Origin of the sequence: Streptomyces sp. NPDC102467, from assembly GCF_044765445.1 — a bacterium.
In the GTDB taxonomy this organism is placed as follows: domain Bacteria; phylum Actinomycetota; class Actinomycetes; order Streptomycetales; family Streptomycetaceae; genus Streptomyces.
This window is the reverse complement of record NZ_JBIWKA010000043.1, coordinates 1-16,490: the sequence shown is the minus strand read 5'-3', so window position 1 is coordinate 16,490 and position 16,490 is coordinate 1. Positions and strand designations below refer to the sequence as shown.

The following is a 16,490-nucleotide window of genomic DNA, read 5'->3' as shown; positions in this document are numbered from 1 at the left end:
GCGCGCGGTCTGCTCCGCAGACACGACGCGCCGCCGCTACGCGGCGGTACCCGGCGCTCCGCGCCAGGTGCAACTCACGTGCTCCGCACGCGAGTTGGCGTCACTCCGTGACGCCGGGTCAGCAACGCTCCGCGCTGCTGACGGCTCGGATCGCTCCGCGATCCGGCCCGAGGCTGGCTACTCGAGGGGGCTCCAGGAAGCGCTGACCTCACTCGGACACCGCACCGGGAACGACCGCGCAGGACACTTCGGAGCTGTTTCCCTTTGGCGCGCTGAATCCGGTTGGAGATGAGGATGCAGGTGAACACGAAGCATGTGCAGCCTGAGGAGACGATCGCTCCTGTCCCGTCACCATCGTGGATGCGTAAGAGCAGGAGCCCGAGACTCAGGACGAGCATCGGGCCACACACCCAAGGAACCCGGCGAGCTCCAGGTCTGCTCCAGGCCGGCGCTTCATGATTCGGTAGTTGTGGCATGCGGGCCTCCTCTCCTGCTCGCATGCCCGCTTCCTCTGAGCGCACGCGCGAGTTGGGCGCCGCCCTGTCGGATCCGCTCCACGCATTCGACAGAAACAGCAGCTACGAGCGTGGCACTGCCGCGTCTATCCCGCCTCGCTCCACACGGATCATGAAGGGGTCCATATCGGTATTTCCGTCTACAGCGCTGCTTGGGTCTCGTGTGGCCGGGATTCCTGCGAGCCGGAGTTCTCGAACTACGGTGTCGGCGAGGCCGTTCCACTCGGCGATGCTCTGTTCATCGGCCCTTAGTTCTTCAAACATGTACCATTCCTCTCCTCACATGTGTGTCATTATGTGAGGTGGGCTAGGTTATGGCCTGGAGGTCGACCACTGGCCCAGTGCCGGGCTCGGGTCTGACGCTGGATTATCAGTGATTCGGCGTCACGTTTTCAGTGCCCGGGACGCTTTCCGAGCATACGTTTCATGGGAGCCCATAATGGCGGCAATGTAACTTCTTCCCCATCAGGTCGAGGCTGTCGACGGCATTCTGAGGGTTCTTCAGAAAACGGTTGATGGGCGTATGCCGGCGGAAGGGCTGCGGGCGCAGGTCATCTCGGCGACCGGTTCGGGCAAGACGCTGATGGCGGTCGAGGCGGCATCGATCCCCTGTCAGATGAGAAACCCGCTGGCCGCGGTGGACGGCTATCAAGTCGTCGGAGTGGCCGCGGCCGAAGCGGACGGATGACCTCATGGCTGCCGCCCAAGCGACCGGAACCGTGGCCCCGCCCTCCGGAATAGGGCGGGGCCACGGGGTCGGTGGGCCCGTCGGTACACCTACGGGGTCTTCCCGGCGGCTTTGTCGTTCACGGCCGGTTCGACCCACTGCTGCCAGCGCGGGCTGGCCGCGATGGTACGCAACCGGGCTTCGGTGAGCGATGTCCCGGTGGCGGTGACGAGGATTCTTGTGCCGTCGGGGCGCAGCAGGTCGGCGGTACGGGTGCGGACACCGTCGGTGGTGGTGGTGTACGCGAGCAGCGTGGCGCCGCCTTCGAGGGTGCTCAGGTGGCAGTCGGTGAGGGGCGTGGTGCTTCGGACGTCGCAGGTGTAGAGGTGCTGCAGCTGAGTCCTGCTGGTGTCGTGGCGCTGTTTGGCGATGCCCGATTCGTGGCTGCGGCGGGCGGCGTCCTTCTTGCCGGCCTCCTTGTCGGGTGTGACGGTGCCGCCGCTGTCCGTCCCCGGCGGTGCCTTGTCCGCGTCGGGGGGGTTGCCGGGAGCGGCCTCGGCCTCCGCGGGGCTGAAGACGAAGTCGCCCATGACCCGGACGTCGACGACGGTCTTGTCGCGGGTGGTGATGCTTCCCATGGTCTGGACGGATGTGAAGCGCGGATCGGTGTTCTGCCAGCGGACGGTGGGCTGTGGGCCCGGCCCGCCGGGGAGCAGGTCCCGCAGGATGTCCACGGTCGCGGCCCCGGTCAGGGCCTCCTTGCCCGCGGGCGGGGAGGCCTGCGCTCCGACGGCCGTGAAGTCGGGGATCCTGACGCTGGTCGCGGTGGTGTCGCCGGCGTGGCTGCCCGGCAGCGCGGTGACGACGGCGAAGGCGGTGAGTGCGGAGAGCGCGGTGCCCGCGGTGCTCCAGGCCACCGCCCGCCGGCGGCGCCGGGTGCGGCGGCCCCGGGTCACGGCGCCGCTCACCAGGGTCTCGGTCTGCACCGGAAGGTCGCTGAGCGTCGAGTTCATGGTGCGGGACAGCTCGGGTCCGAAAAGGTCTGCGGCTGGGTCATCGTGTTCGTGCAGCGGCATCGGAGCACCGTCCTTCTCGGTGGCGGGCAGGGTGGTTCGGTTGGACTGCCATGATCAGTGCGGAGAGTACGAGGCGTGCTCGCCACCGATGAGCTTGCGCAGCCGGGACAGGCCGCCCGCGCTCCGGTTGCGGACGGATCCCTGGCTGATGCCGAGTTCACGCGCCGTCTCGGCCACGCTCCTGTCCTCCCAGTACCGCAGGATGACCACGGCTCTCTCACGCACCGGGAGCTCCGCGAGCGCGGCGAGGAGCGTGACCCGCAGCGCGGCGTCCGAATCCATGGCCGTGCCTTCGGGTACGGCCGAGACCGGGCGCTCGGTGGACCGGCGCAGCCGGGTGTGCGAGATGAAGCTGCGCATCAGCACGGTCCGTACGTACGCCTCCGGGTTGTCTGCCCGTCGCACCCGGTGCCAGGAGGCGTACGCCTTGCCCAGGGCCGTCTGTACCAGGTCTTCGGCGAGGTGCCAGTCCCCGCAGAGCAGCAGGGCGGTACGGAACAGGCGCGGGGTGCCGGCACGGGCGAACTCCTCGAACTGCCCGAGGTCCTCCGAAGACGCCACTGTGCCCCAGCCCTTCAGCCGATCGGAGTTCTTCCACATCCTTAATGACGCCGCGGGGTGCGGATCCTGTCACGGCGTCCGGAAGAGAAATACGGATCTCAGCGTCGCAGTGCTTCCGCCGGCTGGATGCGGGATGCCCGTAGCGCCGGATAGAGACCGGCCACCAGGCCGGTGACCAAGCCGATCACCGGGGCGGCCGCGACGGTCGACGGGTGCACCACCGGCGTCCAGTCGCGGGCCACGGCGACAGCCACCACGGTCACGGTTCCGAGACTGGTCCCTATGAGGCCGCCGAGTGCGCCCAGGGCGGCGGACTCGGCGAGGAACTGCACGGTGATGTGGCGGCCGCGAGCACCCAGTGCCCGGCGCAGACCGATCTCTCCGGTGCGCTCGAGGACGGCGACCAGCGTGGTGTTCGCGATACCGACCGCGCCGATGACCAGACAGATCGAGGCGAGCAGCAGGAAGAGCTGACTGAGGTCGTCGGTCACGTGGGAGCGCAGCGACTTGGGGTCCGGCGGTGGCACGGCTTTGAGGTAACCGGGGTGGTCCGGGCGTAGGGCGGTCGGCGCCTCGGCGGCGATCTGCTGGGCGGCGCCGATCCGGGTGGAGATGAGCATCTTCGCCGGGGTGTCCTGCGGCTCGCCGTACAGCCCGAGCGCGGTGGAGCGCGGGATGACGACCGACGAGAGCAGATCGGCTTTGCGCCGGACGTCGTCGATGATGCCGATGACGGTGAACGGCTGCTCGCCGACGAAGATCGCCGGATGCGTCTCCAGGGTGGTGACGCCGAGTCGCTCGGCCAGGCCGGAGCCGATCACGGCCACATCGTCGGCGTGCTTATCGTGGTAGGTATCGAAGATCCTGCCCTGGGACAGGTGCGGTACGGCGGCTTCGAGGACCCCGGGGGAGGCCGCCACCAGCGCGGCGTCCTCGCCGGTCCCGTCGGCCGAACCGCCGCCCAGGGAGGCACGTACCCGCATGTCGGGGCCGGTGCGCACGGTCCAGAACACCCCGGCGTGCTCCACCCCGGCGAGTCCCTCGATCCGCTGGTCGGCGTTGTGGGGAAAGGCCATCGACGCGTAGGGGTTCTGCTCCCGTGCCACGTCCTCGACCGTGACCTCGGTGGCGGTGAGTACGGAGAACCGGGCATCGATCTGCGAGGAGGTGGTGGCGGTCAGGCCGAGGATCGCGACGAAGGTGCCGACACCGAGGACGGTACCCAGCGCGGTCAGGGCGGAACGGGCCGGTCGCTGGAGCAGTCCGGCCAGTGATTCGGCGAGCAGGTCACGCACGCTGAAGGAGGACGGTTCGACGGCCCGGTCCGGCCGTTCGGTGTCGCTCACTCGGTGCTCTCCCGGTCCTCGTGCAGCACGCCGTCGCGGATCGCGACGGTACGGGCGCCGCGGCCGGCGACCAGCGGGTCATGGGTGATGACGACCACCGTCATGCCGTCGGCGTGCAGTTCGTCCAGCAGTTCCAGCACCGCTTGGGCGTTACGGGTGTCGAGGTTGCCGGTCGGCTCGTCGCACAGCAGCAGCGAGGGACGGCACGCCACGGCGCGGGCGATGGCGACGCGCTGGCGTTCACCGCCGGACAGCCGGGTGGGCAGCGCGTTGAGCCGGTGGCCGAGCCCGACCCGTACCAGCGCGTCGCGCGCCCGCGCGGTGCGCTCCGCGCGGGCGACGCCGTTGTACGTCATGCCCAGGACCACGTTCTCCTGCGACGAGCGGTGCGGCAGCAGGTGAAAGGACTGGAAAACGAATCCGATACGGCGTCCGCGCAGCGCGGTGCGGTCCGCGTCCCGCAGTGCGCCGGTGTCGATGCCGTCCAGCAGATAGCTGCCGTGGGTCGGTGCGTCGAGCAGCCCCGCGATGTTCAGGAAAGTCGACTTGCCGGACCCGGAGGGGCCGACGACGGACACGAACTCACCGCGGCGGATCGTCAGGTCGCACGGTCTGAACGCCGGTACCGGCGGCGGTCCCGGATAGGTGAGGCCCGCCTGCCGGAACTCGATGACCGGAGGCGGTACGCCGGGAGCCCGTGGTTCGGCGTCCTGCTGGGTCAGCGTCACGAGCCGCTCCCCGCGCCCTTTTTGACGCCGGTGATCACCAGATCGTCCTCCTTGAGGGACGCGCCCGCTTCGGGCGTCACGGCCACGAAGCCGTCACCGGAGGTGCCGGGCCGCACCGCGACCCTGCGCTGCCTGCCACTCTGTTGTCCGTTACCGGCCTCCAGGACGGTGACGACGCTCTTTCCGTCGGCTCCCGACGACAGGGCGGTGACCGGAACAACCAGCGCGGCGCCCGATGTGGAGGCCGCCTCGACGGTCAGCCGCACGTCCTCGCCGGCGGAATTCGAGGGCAGCGGCCGGTTCGGGTGGACCACCATCAGATAGCCCTGAGGGACGGAGGCGGCGCTGCCGCCCGTGCCGCTGCCCGCGGTGTCACCCGCGGTGGCGCCGTCGGTGCCGCTCTGCCCGGTCGCCTGTTGGCCGTTGTCCTGGGAGTCGGCCACCGAAGTGACCGTGGCGGGCACGGTGAGGCCGGCCGACTCGATGTCGATCCGCACTTTCTGCCCGGATCTGATCAGGCCCTTCTGTTGTTCCTGCAGATAGCCGTCCACCACCAGTTGACCGGCCGATATCTTCATCGCCGCACCGTCGGCGCCGGAGCCCACCACCGCGGAGACCTGGGTGACCCGGGCGGGGAAGCTGCGGATGAACACCACTTCGCCGGACGGCAGCATCGGCCCGGCCTTCTGCTTGACCTTGCTGAGGGCTTCGCGGGCCGTGGCGAGGTCCTCCGCGGCGCGGCTGACACCCTTCCGCAGTGAACGGGTGTCAGCGCCACCGGACGTGGCGTCGCCGCCGCCTGAACCGGCGGAACCGGGAACCGTCTTGCCGTCGGCCAGGTCGGCCGCCGAGAGTGTCGCGGAAGCCGAAGGGCTCGGTGCGGCTGTGGACGCCGAGGCAGTCGGGGGCGCTGTGGCCGCCGTCGCTTCGTGCAGTGTGTCCAGCGCGTCCTCGTGGGCGCGTTCCGCTGCCGTCACCGCGCTCTCCGCTGCCGATATCTGGTCGGCCTCGTCGGCGGACGCGGGCAGCGGGTCGTAACCGATGGAGGCGTAGTAGGCGCTGAGGGCGCTCTTTGTACCCGCTCCGAAGTGTCCTGCGCGGTCGTTCCCGGTGCGGTGTCCGAGTGAGGTCAGCGCTTCCTGGAGCTGCTTGACGTCGTCGCCCTCGGTGCCCGGCTTGAGGTCCCGGTACACCGGCACCGAGCCCTTGAGCGCGAACACCGGGCGCCCGGACACCTCCATCACAACCTGGCCCGCGGAGACGGTCTGTCCCTGGCGCATCGGCAGTTTGGTGACGACCGGGCGGCCGCCGTCCTCTCCGCCCGCGTTGGCCGGGGTCACGTCGACGGACTGTCCGGCGGTGACCGTGCCCCGCAGGATCACCGAGTCCTTCAGTACCCGGTTCTCGACCGGTGAGGTCAGGATGTCCGGAGAGGGGGCCCGCGCGTCGGCGGCGGCCTGCGCCGGGGATTTGATCAGCAGGGAGGCGCCGACGCCGGCCCCGGCCAGCAGCACCGCCCCCGCGGCGACGAGGGCCACCCAGCGCCGCCGCCTGGCGAGTACGGACGCGTTGTCGTCCTCGGCCGTCGGCATGTCACCGGTCGTCGTCATGTCACTCACCCGTGACCTGTGCGGCCAGCTTGACGTCGTGCTCGATGTCCTTCTTGACGGCGTCCAGCTGCTGCGCGTTCTTCTCGATGGCCTGCTTCTGGTAGGCGACGTCGACCGCGTTCCAGATACCCGCGACGTTGTACTTCTCCATGCAGGTGGCACTGGCCGTCGCCACCTGCTTCTCCTCGGCGCTCACGGTCGTGCCCGCCCACTTCGGGTCACCGTCGGCCTTGATCGGCGTCGGGTAGTCGAAGCCCTCCTTCTTCATGCAGCCGGACCACTTGGCGAAGGCCGCCCTGACCCGTTTGTCCTCCGTCGACTTCTGGAAGCTGTTGATGTTGACGTCGACGGCGACCGGGGCGTCCTGGTAGTTGCCCAGCTTCTTCTTCGCCTCGCCGTAGCAGCCGCCCGCGGGGACCTTCTGGCCGTTGTAGTCCTGGCCGCCGGGACCGGACTTGACCGAGGGATCGGTGGTGCCCCTGAGGACACCGAGCTGGGCCGTCGACAGGTTCGACCGGGAGGCGGTCCCCGCGTTCTTCAACTTGGCCAGGTCGGACGCGGTGTGCTGGCCGGGTACCTGGAACCCGTACTGGGCGGTGACGGCAGGGTCGAGTTTTCCGTACCGGTACTGCGAGAGGACGTACTTCGGGCCCTTCAGCTCCGTCGTGGGCTCGTGGAACTGGATGCCGAACCGCTGCATGCAGCGCTCGCGCAAGGTGTTCTCGGCCTTGCCGAGCGCAGTCGACTGCTCGTCGGTGAGGAGGTAGGCCTCGACCGGAACCGGCGTCTCCACCCGGGTGGTGATCTTGGGGGTCGACGCGACCTCGGGGGCGCCGTCGGATGCCACGGTTTTCTCCGTCGACGAACCGGAACAACCAGTGGCCAACGCGGCAGCCAGAACGGTCAGAACGGCTGCGCCCTGGAGGGAGCGGGAGCGGAGCTGCTTCACGAGCGGCACTTCCTTGTTGATGAGTGGGCGTCTGGGGCCTGAGCATGAAGAAGGGCACTCCGCCCGATTCCGGCGAGCGGAGTGCCCGTGCACCGTGCGGAGAATCTCGTCCACGTCCTGAGGACGCTTCGGGGCACGGTTCTTGTCACGCGGTTCTGCGGATGGGCTTGCTCAGAACCAGTCGCCGGACGCGTTGTTGTTCTTCATCGTGGAGTTCAGGTTCGCGAAGCCGCCCTTGCCGATGGCCTGCGAGGCGAAGCTGGCGTTGTAGTTCGAGTTGTAGTAGATGCGGATAGCGAGGTCGAAGTCCCAGTTGTCGACGGACGCGGCGTTGTTCTTGACCGCCAGTCCGGCGCCGTTTCCGCCGTTGGTGCTGGTGCTTGCGGAGAACTTGAGGCCGGCGTAGTCCGGGATCGCGTAGTACTGCTTGTACAGGGCGCCCGCGTTGTCGGAGTTGTAGTGCAGGCAGGCGTAGTCGACGCTGCAGGAGACGGCCGCATTGGCCGGCGAAGCGAGGACTAGGCTGCCCGCGGTGGTCGCCAGAGTGGCTGTGCATGCGTCAGCGGGGATCAGGCACACCTTCCGTGAGAGCGGTGGACGAGTCTCTCCTGATCGGCAGACTGGAGCGATGCGGATAGAGAGCGTCGTCGGGATCCAGGCAGTCCGGCTCGCCGTGACGCTCGGTGCAATCGTCATTGCTCCGGTTCTGTTGGTCGCCGGGACTCCGTTGCGGCGCCGCATGCTGCGCCGCTACTACCGCGAGGACGGTCCGGGGCTCGTGAGCAAGGAGGACGGTTGGGTGAGCCCAGGGTATTTCGTCGTCACGAACGCGGTTGTTCGAGCCCTCTGCTGGCCGTCAGATTACGTACTTCGACGGCTTCGTCCTGCCTGAGCAGGACGGTCATCGGGCAGCGGTGAGAAGTACCCGTTTACGGAGAAGCGGGAGCTTGGCGCGGCCGAACATCTGGCGTTTGATCATCTTGATGTGGTTGACGCGGCCTTCGACGGGACCGGAGTTCCAGTGGCTGGTCAGACCCTGGATGACGGCGTCCCAGCCCTTCTCCAGGCCGGTGGCAAAACTGTGCATGCCGGGCAGGTTTTCGGCGCGGACGGCGGTGATCCAGTCTTTGAGGTGCTGGCCTGAGCGGGTGGTGAGGATCTCGGCGAACCCTCGGACGAGTCGGCTCGCAGCATCGAGTTCGGGGCTGCGAGCGAGGACTTCAGCGAGCTGCTGGCGGCCTTCGTCTCGGAGTCGGTCGGGGTGGCGCATCATCCATCCGGTGATCTGGCGGACGCCTGGTGGTGCCGGGCCGACGACGCGGATGCGTTGCCTGCGGCGGGGCCGCAGGTAGTCGCTGATGGTCTGGTAGTGGCCTCGGTAGCCGAGTTCTTGGAGTTCGGTGTGTAGGTGGATGGCGTTCGTGCAGCCCTCTGACCAGCGTCTGTCCAGGTGTGCCTTGTAGGGGTCGAGCTGGCTTGGTCGTGGTTGTCGTCGTCCGGCCAGGAGCTGTTCGGAGGTTTCGGCGCGGGCGGTGCGGCGGACGTTGTTCCCGCCGATGTGCAGTTCCCGGGCGATCTCGCGGATGCCGTGCCCCTGGGCGAGTAGGGCGTGGACGGCGTTGTGGCGTTCACGGATTCGGGCTTCGATCGGCGACATCGCCTTGTCCGTGCTCGCCGGGCCGCCAGTGGAGATATTCGCGGTGCTGTCCGGTCCGGTGGACGGTTTGAGAGAGGCGTTGTGCCGGCGGACGATGGTCTCGACCGCGGTGCCGAGGTTCTGCCAGATGTGAAAGCGGTCTGCGACCTGCACTGCTTGCGGCGCGCCGGTCCGGGCGCCGTCGGCATAGGAGCCGCCTCGGTCACGGCAGATGATTTCCACGCCGGAGTGTTGGCGCAGCCAGTTCGTCAGTGTCTTCGCGTCCCTGCCCGGCAACAGGTCAAGAGGCTGGCCGGTCGCGCAGTCGATGATCACGGTGCCGTAGTGCTGCCCGCGGCGGGTCGCGAAGTCGTCGACGCCCAGCACTCTCGGCTCCGCCCAATGCGGGTCAGGAAGGGCCATCACCAGCCGTAACAGGGTCGTCCGGCTGACCACACTGCCCAGCACCACGGCCAACCGGCTGCCCGCCCGGCCTGCGAGAGCGACGACCACCGCTTCCAGAATCCGACGCGACGCCGGTGTCCGTCTGCCGTACCGGACGGTTAGCCCCTCGACCTGTTCGACAAACGTGCGCCGCCGGCAGCCAGTGTTCTCGCAGAACAGCCGGCGCACGGTCAGCTCGACCACCACCGGCTGACCGCCGACCGGGGTATCCGCCAGCCGCCGCCCGTACGTGCTGTGCACCCGGCTCGACCGAACCGAGCAGTCCGGGCACGGCACACTATGGCTCCGCGTCCTAGCCGAGACCCGCACCGTCCCGCACTCAAGGAACACCCGCTCCACCAGCACCGCACTGAAGTACGGAAACAGCACCGCTATGAGGTCATCACACCGCACCAAGGTCCCAGATGACGGGACGTCACCGTGACGGAACGCTGTTGATTGCCCTCACGGAATGTGTGCCAGATCCCTTCCTGGTTCGCGCTTGTAGGGGGGTTCGTGCCGTGCCTGTGGCCGCGGTCAGGGGCGTGGGCGGGCCAGGGTCTGGGGAGACAGGTGTCTGGCCAGCACTTCGAGGGCCGCGAGGACCTCTTTGCGTGCTTCGGGGGTGTTCTCGTCGAGGGCGGTGGTGAGGGCGTCCTCGATGGTGGTGGCTCTGATCTCGCTGACGCGGGCGGAGAGCCGGGGTGCCTGGCGGACGAGCAGTCGGCGGCGGTCGGCGGGGTCGGGTGCGGTGACGACGGCGCCGGCCTCTTTGAGGCGGGCGACCGAGGTGGAGACCTGGCTCTGCGGCAGGCCGGTGCGGGTGGCGATCTCCCCGACCGCGCTGTCGGGGTGGGCGGCGACGTCGCTGGCGACGATGAGTACGGCGCGGGTGTTGCCGGCGTACTGGCTGCTGCCGCCCTCGGGTTCCGGCATCGCCGCTTCGCCGATCTTCATGAGGGTGCGTCCCAGGAGAAACAGTTCGACTCCGTTCATGGCCACAGGTTACATCCAGAACGATGCATCAGACTTGATGCATCTATTTCGATGGGTTATTTTCGTGTCAGGCACCCGGAGACCGCCGGGGAGAGAGAAGGGGCATCTGCCGTGCGAAAGTGGCGAGCGAATCCGTGGGCAGTCCTCGTGACGCTGTCGCTCGGGTTCTTCATGACCCTGCTGGACCTCACGATCGTGAACATCGCGATCCCGGACATGATGGACGGCCTGGGCGCCTCGTTCGGCCAGACCCTCTGGGTCGTCAGCGGCTACGCCCTGACCCTCTCCGCCCTGGTCATCACGGCGAGCCGGCTCGGTGATCTGCGCGGGCCGCGGAATCTGTTCGCGATCGGCCTCGCGGTCTTCACCGTGGCGAGCCTCGCCTGCGGCTTCGCGCCCACCCCGCAGGCCCTGATCATCGCCCGGGTCGTGCAGGGGATCGGCGCGGCGCTGCTCACCCCGCAGACGATGACGCTGATCGTGGCCGTCTTCCCGGCCGAGCGGCGCGGCACGGCCATGGGCATCTGGGGCACGGTCGCCGGTCTCGCCACCCTGTCCGGGCCGACCCTGGGCGGCTTCCTCGTCTCGGCTCTGGACTGGCGCTGGATCTTCTTCGTCAATGTGCCGATCGGTGTCGCCGCTCTGGTCCTGACGTTCCTGGTGGTGCCCGACATCCGGCCGGGTCGCGCCCACCGCTTCGACCTCATGGGTGTCGTCCTCGCCACCGGTGCCCTGTTCTGCCTGGCCTTCGGTCTGCAGGAGGGCGAGAGCTACCACTGGGGCGCCGGGATCTGGGGGCTCATCGCCGCCGGATGCGCGCTCGCCGTCGGCTTCCTGCTGCACCAGCGCCGCCGCCAGGACCGCGAACCCCTCGTCCCCTTCGCGCTGTTCCGCGACCGGAACTTCACCTCGATGACCGCGCTGGTGGGCCTCGTTTCGATCGCGATGCTCGGTCTGGTGCTGCCGTTCAACCTCTACCTGCAGTCCGTCCTGCACCTGAGCGCGGTCAAGGCCGGTCTGGTGCTGGCCCCTTCGTCGCTGGTGTCGATGACCGTCGGCCCGTTCGCCGGCCGGCTCGCCGACCGCATCGGCGGCAAGTACGTCCTGCTCAGCGGTCTTGCCTGCTACGCCGCCGGGATCGTCGTCATCGCCGTCGTCGCGACGCCCGGCGCCACCTGGCTCGCCTTCCTGCCCGCCACGCTGCTCACCGGGCTCGGTGTGGGCTGCATCATCGCGCCGATGTCCACGGAGGCGATGCGGTACGTGCCGCGGCACCTGGCCGGTGCCGCCTCCGGGGTCAACAACACCGTGCGGCAGATCGGTTCGGTGATCGGCGCCGCCGCCGTCGGCGCTCTGCTTCAGGGGCGCCTCGCCGCGGAAATGGCCGCCGGCAAGACGTACGCGGCGGCGTTCACGGCGACGCTGCACACCACCGCGATCCTGCCGATCGCCGTGCTGGTCGTCGGCGCCCTGGCCTGCCTGATGCTGCGGCCCCGTACCGCGCAGCCCGCGACGGCCGCCGCCCCGGCCGAGACCGCGCAGCCCGCCGCGGCGCGCTGACGGACACGGCCGCCTGCCCGCGGGCCGGTGCCGGACGCCCCCAGCGGGCGCCGGGCACCGGCCCGTACGGGCGCGGCGGGCCTCCGGCTGCGGGGTCATAGGAGCCCCTGGGCCAGCATCGCCTCGGTCACCCGCTCGAACCCGGCGACGTTGGCACCCGTCACATAGTCCCCGGGTGTCCCGTAGCGCTCCGCGGTCTGCCAGCACACCTCGTGGATGTCACGCATCACGGAGGCGAGTTCGTTCTCCACCCGCTCCCGCGGCCAGGTCTCGCGGCCGCTGTTCTGGCGCATCTCGAGGGCGCTGACCGCGACCCCGCCCGCGTTGGCCGCCTTGCCCGGCCCGTACGCGACCCCGGCATCCCGCAGGATCCGTACCGCTTCCGGTGTGACGGGCATGTTCGCGCCTTCCGACACCGCCTGCACCCCGCCGCGTACGAGTGTCAGCGCGTCGGCGACGTTCAGTTCGTTCTGGGTCGCCGACGGCAGCGCGACATCGGCGGGCACCTCCCACACCGAGCCGCCCGGCACATACACGGCCGAGGCGCCGCGGCGTTCCGCGTAGTCGCGCACCCGACCGCGTTCCACTTCCTTGATCTGCTTGAGGAGTTCGAGGTCGATGCCCTTCTCGTCGACGACGTAGCCCGCGGAGTCCGACACGGTCAGCGCCCGCGCGCCCAGTTCGTGGAGCTTCTCCACCGTGTAGATCGCCACGTTGCCCGAACCGGACACCAGCGCCTGCCGGCCGGCCAGGTCCTGGCCGCGCCTGCGGAGCATCTCGGCGAGGAACAGCACGTTGCCGTAGCCGGTGGCCTGGGTGCGGCCCTGTGAGCCGCCCCAGCCTGTGCCCTTGCCGGTCAAGACCCCCGCCTCCCACCGGTTGGTGATCCTGCGGTACTGGCCGAACAGGAATCCGATCTCCCGGCTGCCCACCCCGATGTCCCCGGCCGGCACGTCCGTCCCCGCGCCGATGTGCCGGTACAGCTCGGTCGTGAACGCCTGGCAGAACCGCATCACCTCGGCGTCCGAGCGCCCCCTCGGGTCGAAGTCGCTGCCGCCCTTGCCGCCGCCGACGCCCAGGCCCGTCAGCGCGTTCTTGAAGATCTGCTCGAAACCGAGGAACTTCACCACGCTCAGGTTCACCGACGGGTGGAAGCGCAGTCCGCCCTTGTACGGGCCCGGCGCGCTGTTGAACTCGACCCGGAATCCGCGGTTGACCCTGGCCCGGCCCTCGTCGTCCTGCCAGGACACCCGGAAGACCACCTGCCGCTCGGGTTCCAAGAGGCGCTCGATCAGCGCGGCCTCCGCCAGCTCCGGGCGGGCCGTCAGCACCGGCTCCAGCGACTGGAGGACCTCGCTCGCCGCCTGGTGGAACTCCGGCTGTGCGGGGTTACGGCGGACGATCTCCTTCTGTAGCGCGGCGAGCCGTTCCTGTGTGGATGCTGCGGTCATGGCAACCCCTTCCGGGCCGACGGTGCCTGAGTCGGCCGTCAGTAGAGACCCGGTGGCTAGGGTTGCGGCAAAGCAGCGCTCGCCGGGGCCGGTGCTCCCTGGTGGGCCCGCGTCACCGGATCCAGAGCCACCTCGAGGAGCGCCGAGTGCCCGGGCTCAGCGGCAGTGCCGCCGTCCGGGACCTCCCGCGCTTCGTGGTCCAGGAGCAGGGACAGCGCGATGCGGCAGCGCATCCGGTCCGCCGGCGAGGCCGTCGCCGGCATCATCAGTGCCGAGAGCCGCGCACGGCAGAGCTCCAGCGCGCCGGTGACCGTCGACTGCCGTACCGCCGCCCTGTTCTCCCGCACCAGGCGCAGCTGCGGTGCGGCGGCCGCGAGCAGCGCGTCGCAGCGGTGCAGCGCTTCGCGGGCGGCCGCCTCGCCCGGCGACCGGGCCCCGGCCCACGCCGCGAGTTCCTCCAGGCACTCCGTGAGTTCCGCCAGGACGCCTTCGGCCAGCGCCTCCCGGGTACGGAAGTAGTAGTACAGTGCGGCTTTGGTCAGGCCTGCCTCGTCCGCGATGTCCTGCAACGACGTCCTGTCGTACCCACGCTCCACGAAGAGCCGCAGCGCGGTCCGCTCGATCCTGCGCCGGGTCATCGTCCCGCTTCCGCGCGGCCGGCTCATCGGCACAGGGCCAGGGCCGCGGCGGAGCCTTCGCGTACCCCGAGGTCGTACAGCGCCCGGTCGGCGGGCGCGGCGGGCCGGCCGGCGCAGCCGACGTACGGCTGCGCCACTCCCTGTGCCAGTCCCTGGCCGGTGGCTTTGAGGCAGGCCTCCTTGCGCGCCCAGCAGCGGGCGAACGCCGACGGCCGCTCGTGCCGTGGCAGGGAGTTCAGCTCGGCCTGTTCCCTCGGGTGCAGCATCGGCGCGATGTCGCTCACCGTCGCCGATGAGGGCACGTCCTCGATGTCCACCCCCACCGGGCGGGCGGCGAACGCGGCCAGGGCCAGGTCCCCGGCGTGGGAGAGCGAGAAGTGCGGTGCCACCCCCGCCCCTCGGCCGGGTGCGACCCGGGGACGGCCGTGCGGACCGCCGCAGGTCACGCACGCCTCGCGGGTCAGCACCACCTCGTGCGGCGCCAGCGCCAGGTAGACGCCGAGCAGTCGGCGCAGTGCGATGTGCGCGCCGTTGTACCGCGCGCGGTCCCGCTCCCGGACGAAGCCGCGGCCCCTGGCCCGCTCGTCCTCGTCCAGTACGTCGAGGCCCTCACTCGTCTCGCGCCCGTCCCCCGGCAGACCGATGGACCACACCTGCACCTCGCCGTGCGCACCCGGCCAGCGAGCGGGCAGCGGGCTGTCGCCGTAGCGGAGACAGCGCGCGGGGACGACGGTGGGTCCGGGCCCTGACGACTGGTTCTGATACTCCGTCATCTCGGGTGGTGGCCCGTCTCATCGCAGGCTGCGCCGGTATTCGCCTCCTGCGCATGCGCGTCCTGCTCGTCGCGCGCTCCCGACGCACACCAGCCCAGGACGTCACCGGAGACCCCTTGGTGATCAACGCTCACGCAAATCTTGTATGAGCCCGGCTCTCGTCGTGGCAAATGTCTGCGCCGGGAGTTCGCTGAGCCGGGAGCGTGTGGTGGGCCTGACCAGAGGCTGGGCGCGCGATGTCCAGCCCACCTCGTGTGGTTCTTCTGCCAAGTTGGCGTCCTACCTGGCGAGAATGAGTAAGCTTCAATTCGGAATAGTGATCGTTACATGGCCGTTGACGCGGCCTCGCTGCGGGAGGCTCGATGCTTGCGGACACGGTCAGAACGTGGGTGGCCGGCTGGGCGATCTCACGGCGCACACCAGCGCCGGTCGCAAGGCCCTGGGGGTTCTATATCGAGGTGGCCGGCAACCCCGCCGAAGTGGGGCGCCACGTCCTGCCGGAGACCGATGAGTCGTTGGTTCGCAGCGCGGCCGCTTCAGTGACGTTGCCGCGGACCTGGATGAAGATGCCTGCCGAGCCTGAGGAGGTCGAGCCCTGGCTTGCGCCGGGGTGGGTGGTTGCCTGGGAGGAGACCGGCCATCTGATGGCCATGGACCTGGCGGCCACCCACCCGGTCGCCCCCGCGGGATACACCGTGTCTGCGGAGGCAATCGACGACGTTGTCCACGTCCACGTACGGGATGGGGCGGGTGAGTTGGCAGCCAAGGGACAGGCGGCACTCCTCGGACAGGCTGCGGTGGTGGACCGGGTGGTGACCGAAGAGGCCCATCGGCGGCGCGGGCTCGGCGGCTTGGTGATGCGTACGCTCGCCGACCAGGCTGTGGCCCAGGGCGCGGCCGTGGGTGTTCTCGGCGCGACGGACGCCGGACGCGCACTGTACGAGACCCTGGGCTGGAAGAAGCATTCAACACTGGCGGAGTGCATCTACCGGCCCTGACATCGCGCGAGCACGGAGCCACACGAAAGAGGCACACAGAGCCCATTTCATCGTTCCTCTGACCTGGCCAGATGAGGATGTGCGGATGGCTCGGACGAGAGTGGTGATCCGGTTCGTGCTGCATCGGATTCGGCGGAGAACGCACCAGCCCTTCAGCGTGGCGACGGCCTGTTCGCCGACGCACCGGATCTTGGCGTGGGTGGTGTTGTAGCGCCGCTGCCACCGTTTGAGTTTCCGGCCGCGGATCGGCACCCGGATAGGCCGGCCCGCGCCTTGGTACGCGCGGCCGGCCCAGGTCGTCAGTCCAGTGGCGGCCAGAGCTGCGATACGTCGGGCATCAATTCTTGCCTTCGGGGTCCTGGGGCAACGGCATCTGTGTCCTATCAGAGGACGTTCCGCTTGAAGAAGCGATAGTTCAGGGTTTGTGCCAGGTTATGGGTGTTTCTTCGGTGGCTCGTTTCGCGAGGTTGGAGATCATCGCGAGGCGGATCATGCTCTCGGAGTGGGTGGGTTTGGTCTCGTAGTCGCGGGCGAGGCGGCGG

At 69.3% G+C, this 16,490-nt stretch carries 15 protein-coding genes and 1 pseudogene; 3 read left to right on the top strand and 13 right to left on the bottom strand.

What is annotated here, in order from left to right; translation table 11 throughout:
* The first annotated feature begins 1,038 nt into the window (after positions 1–1,038).
* Positions 1,039–1,203, top strand: coding sequence for a hypothetical protein (locus ACIREE_RS41710; RefSeq protein ID WP_404164695.1), 165 nt, complete (start codon positions 1,039–1,041; stop codon positions 1,201–1,203).
* Positions 1,204–1,292: 89 nt separating this feature from the next.
* Here the strand turns inward: ACIREE_RS41710 and ACIREE_RS41705 are convergent, their stop codons facing one another.
* From ACIREE_RS41705 to ACIREE_RS41665, 9 genes are all read right to left on the bottom strand, one after another.
* A complete protein-coding gene (locus ACIREE_RS41705; protein ID WP_404164693.1) occupies positions 1,293–2,258 on the bottom strand; it encodes a hypothetical protein in 966 nt (321 codons plus the stop codon).
* Between the two features lie 54 nt (positions 2,259–2,312).
* Entirely contained in the window at positions 2,313–2,819 is a 507-nt protein-coding gene (locus ACIREE_RS41700) for a SigE family RNA polymerase sigma factor (RefSeq protein ID WP_404164691.1), read from the bottom strand.
* Between the two features lie 98 nt (positions 2,820–2,917).
* Positions 2,918–4,165, bottom strand: coding sequence for an ABC transporter permease (locus tag ACIREE_RS41695; RefSeq protein ID WP_404164689.1), 1,248 nt, complete (start codon positions 4,163–4,165; stop codon positions 2,918–2,920).
* The gene (locus ACIREE_RS41690; RefSeq protein WP_404164687.1) at positions 4,162–4,893 is read right to left on the bottom strand and encodes an ABC transporter ATP-binding protein; all 732 of its coding nucleotides are present in this window, start codon (positions 4,891–4,893) and stop codon (positions 4,162–4,164) included. The genes ACIREE_RS41695 and ACIREE_RS41690 overlap by 4 nt, the downstream gene beginning before the upstream one ends.
* Positions 4,890–6,503: a peptidoglycan-binding protein gene (locus tag ACIREE_RS41685; protein ID WP_404164685.1), complete on the bottom strand. Its 1,614-nt coding sequence runs from the start codon at positions 6,501–6,503 to the stop codon at positions 4,890–4,892. The genes ACIREE_RS41690 and ACIREE_RS41685 overlap by 4 nt, the downstream gene beginning before the upstream one ends.
* Position 6,504: 1 nt before the next feature.
* Entirely contained in the window at positions 6,505–7,350 is an 846-nt protein-coding gene (locus ACIREE_RS41680) for a hypothetical protein (protein ID WP_404164683.1), read from the bottom strand.
* 273 nt (positions 7,351–7,623) lie between these two features.
* Complete coding sequence (locus ACIREE_RS41675) at positions 7,624–8,031, bottom strand: hypothetical protein (protein ID WP_404164681.1); 408 nt, start codon at positions 8,029–8,031, stop codon at positions 7,624–7,626.
* Between the two features lie 322 nt (positions 8,032–8,353).
* A complete protein-coding gene (locus tag ACIREE_RS41670; RefSeq protein WP_404164697.1) occupies positions 8,354–9,883 on the bottom strand; it encodes an ISL3 family transposase in 1,530 nt (509 codons plus the stop codon).
* A 186-nt stretch (positions 9,884–10,069) separates the two neighbouring features.
* Positions 10,070–10,528, bottom strand: a complete 459-nt coding sequence (locus ACIREE_RS41665; protein WP_404164679.1) for a MarR family transcriptional regulator — start codon at positions 10,526–10,528, stop codon at positions 10,070–10,072.
* 111 nt (positions 10,529–10,639) lie between these two features.
* Here ACIREE_RS41665 and ACIREE_RS41660 point away from each other — a divergent pair, with 111 nt between their 5' ends.
* Complete coding sequence (locus tag ACIREE_RS41660; protein ID WP_404164677.1) at positions 10,640–12,088, top strand: DHA2 family efflux MFS transporter permease subunit; 1,449 nt, start codon at positions 10,640–10,642, stop codon at positions 12,086–12,088.
* Between the two features lie 95 nt (positions 12,089–12,183).
* Here the strand turns inward: ACIREE_RS41660 and gdhA are convergent, their stop codons facing one another.
* From gdhA to ACIREE_RS41645, 3 genes are read right to left on the bottom strand one after another with little or no spacing between them, the layout of a single operon-like run.
* A complete protein-coding gene (gene gdhA / locus ACIREE_RS41655; protein ID WP_404164675.1) occupies positions 12,184–13,539 on the bottom strand; it encodes an NADP-specific glutamate dehydrogenase in 1,356 nt (451 codons plus the stop codon).
* Between the two features lie 56 nt (positions 13,540–13,595).
* The gene (locus ACIREE_RS41650) at positions 13,596–14,177 is read right to left on the bottom strand and encodes a TetR family transcriptional regulator (protein WP_404164673.1); all 582 of its coding nucleotides are present in this window, start codon (positions 14,175–14,177) and stop codon (positions 13,596–13,598) included.
* 23 nt (positions 14,178–14,200) lie between these two features.
* Positions 14,201–14,950, bottom strand: a complete 750-nt coding sequence (locus ACIREE_RS41645) for a 4'-phosphopantetheinyl transferase family protein (RefSeq protein WP_404164671.1) — start codon at positions 14,948–14,950, stop codon at positions 14,201–14,203.
* Between the two features lie 362 nt (positions 14,951–15,312).
* On the opposite strand from ACIREE_RS41645, the gene ACIREE_RS41640 reads away from it, so the two are divergent.
* On the top strand, positions 15,313–15,948 hold the full coding sequence (locus ACIREE_RS41640) for a GNAT family N-acetyltransferase (RefSeq protein WP_404164669.1): 636 nt from the start codon (positions 15,313–15,315) through the stop codon (positions 15,946–15,948).
* A gap of 415 nt (positions 15,949–16,363) precedes the next feature.
* Here ACIREE_RS41640 and ACIREE_RS41635 read toward each other — a convergent pair.
* Positions 16,364–16,490 (bottom strand): annotated as a pseudogene (locus ACIREE_RS41635) (IS5/IS1182 family transposase); the annotation flags it as partial.

What these genes read in the sequence shown, in the direction of transcription:
- gdhA (WP_404164675.1), bottom strand. Translation starts at nt 13,539, where the DNA reads ATGACCGCAGCATCCACACAGGAACGGCTCGCCGCGCTACAGAAGGAG.
- ACIREE_RS41685 (WP_404164685.1), bottom strand. Translation starts at nt 6,503, where the DNA reads ATGACGACGACCGGTGACATGCCGACGGCCGAGGACGACAACGCGTCC.
- ACIREE_RS41645 (WP_404164671.1), bottom strand. Translation starts at nt 14,950, where the DNA reads ATGACGGAGTATCAGAACCAGTCGTCAGGGCCCGGACCCACCGTCGTC.
- ACIREE_RS41665 (WP_404164679.1), bottom strand. Translation starts at nt 10,528, where the DNA reads ATGAACGGAGTCGAACTGTTTCTCCTGGGACGCACCCTCATGAAGATC.
- ACIREE_RS41640 (WP_404164669.1), top strand. Translation starts at nt 15,313, where the DNA reads ATGCTTGCGGACACGGTCAGAACGTGGGTGGCCGGCTGGGCGATCTCA.
- ACIREE_RS41705 (WP_404164693.1), bottom strand. Translation starts at nt 2,258, where the DNA reads ATGCCGCTGCACGAACACGATGACCCAGCCGCAGACCTTTTCGGACCC.
- ACIREE_RS41710 (WP_404164695.1), top strand. Translation starts at nt 1,039, where the DNA reads ATGCCGGCGGAAGGGCTGCGGGCGCAGGTCATCTCGGCGACCGGTTCG.
- ACIREE_RS41650 (WP_404164673.1), bottom strand. Translation starts at nt 14,177, where the DNA reads ATGACCCGGCGCAGGATCGAGCGGACCGCGCTGCGGCTCTTCGTGGAG.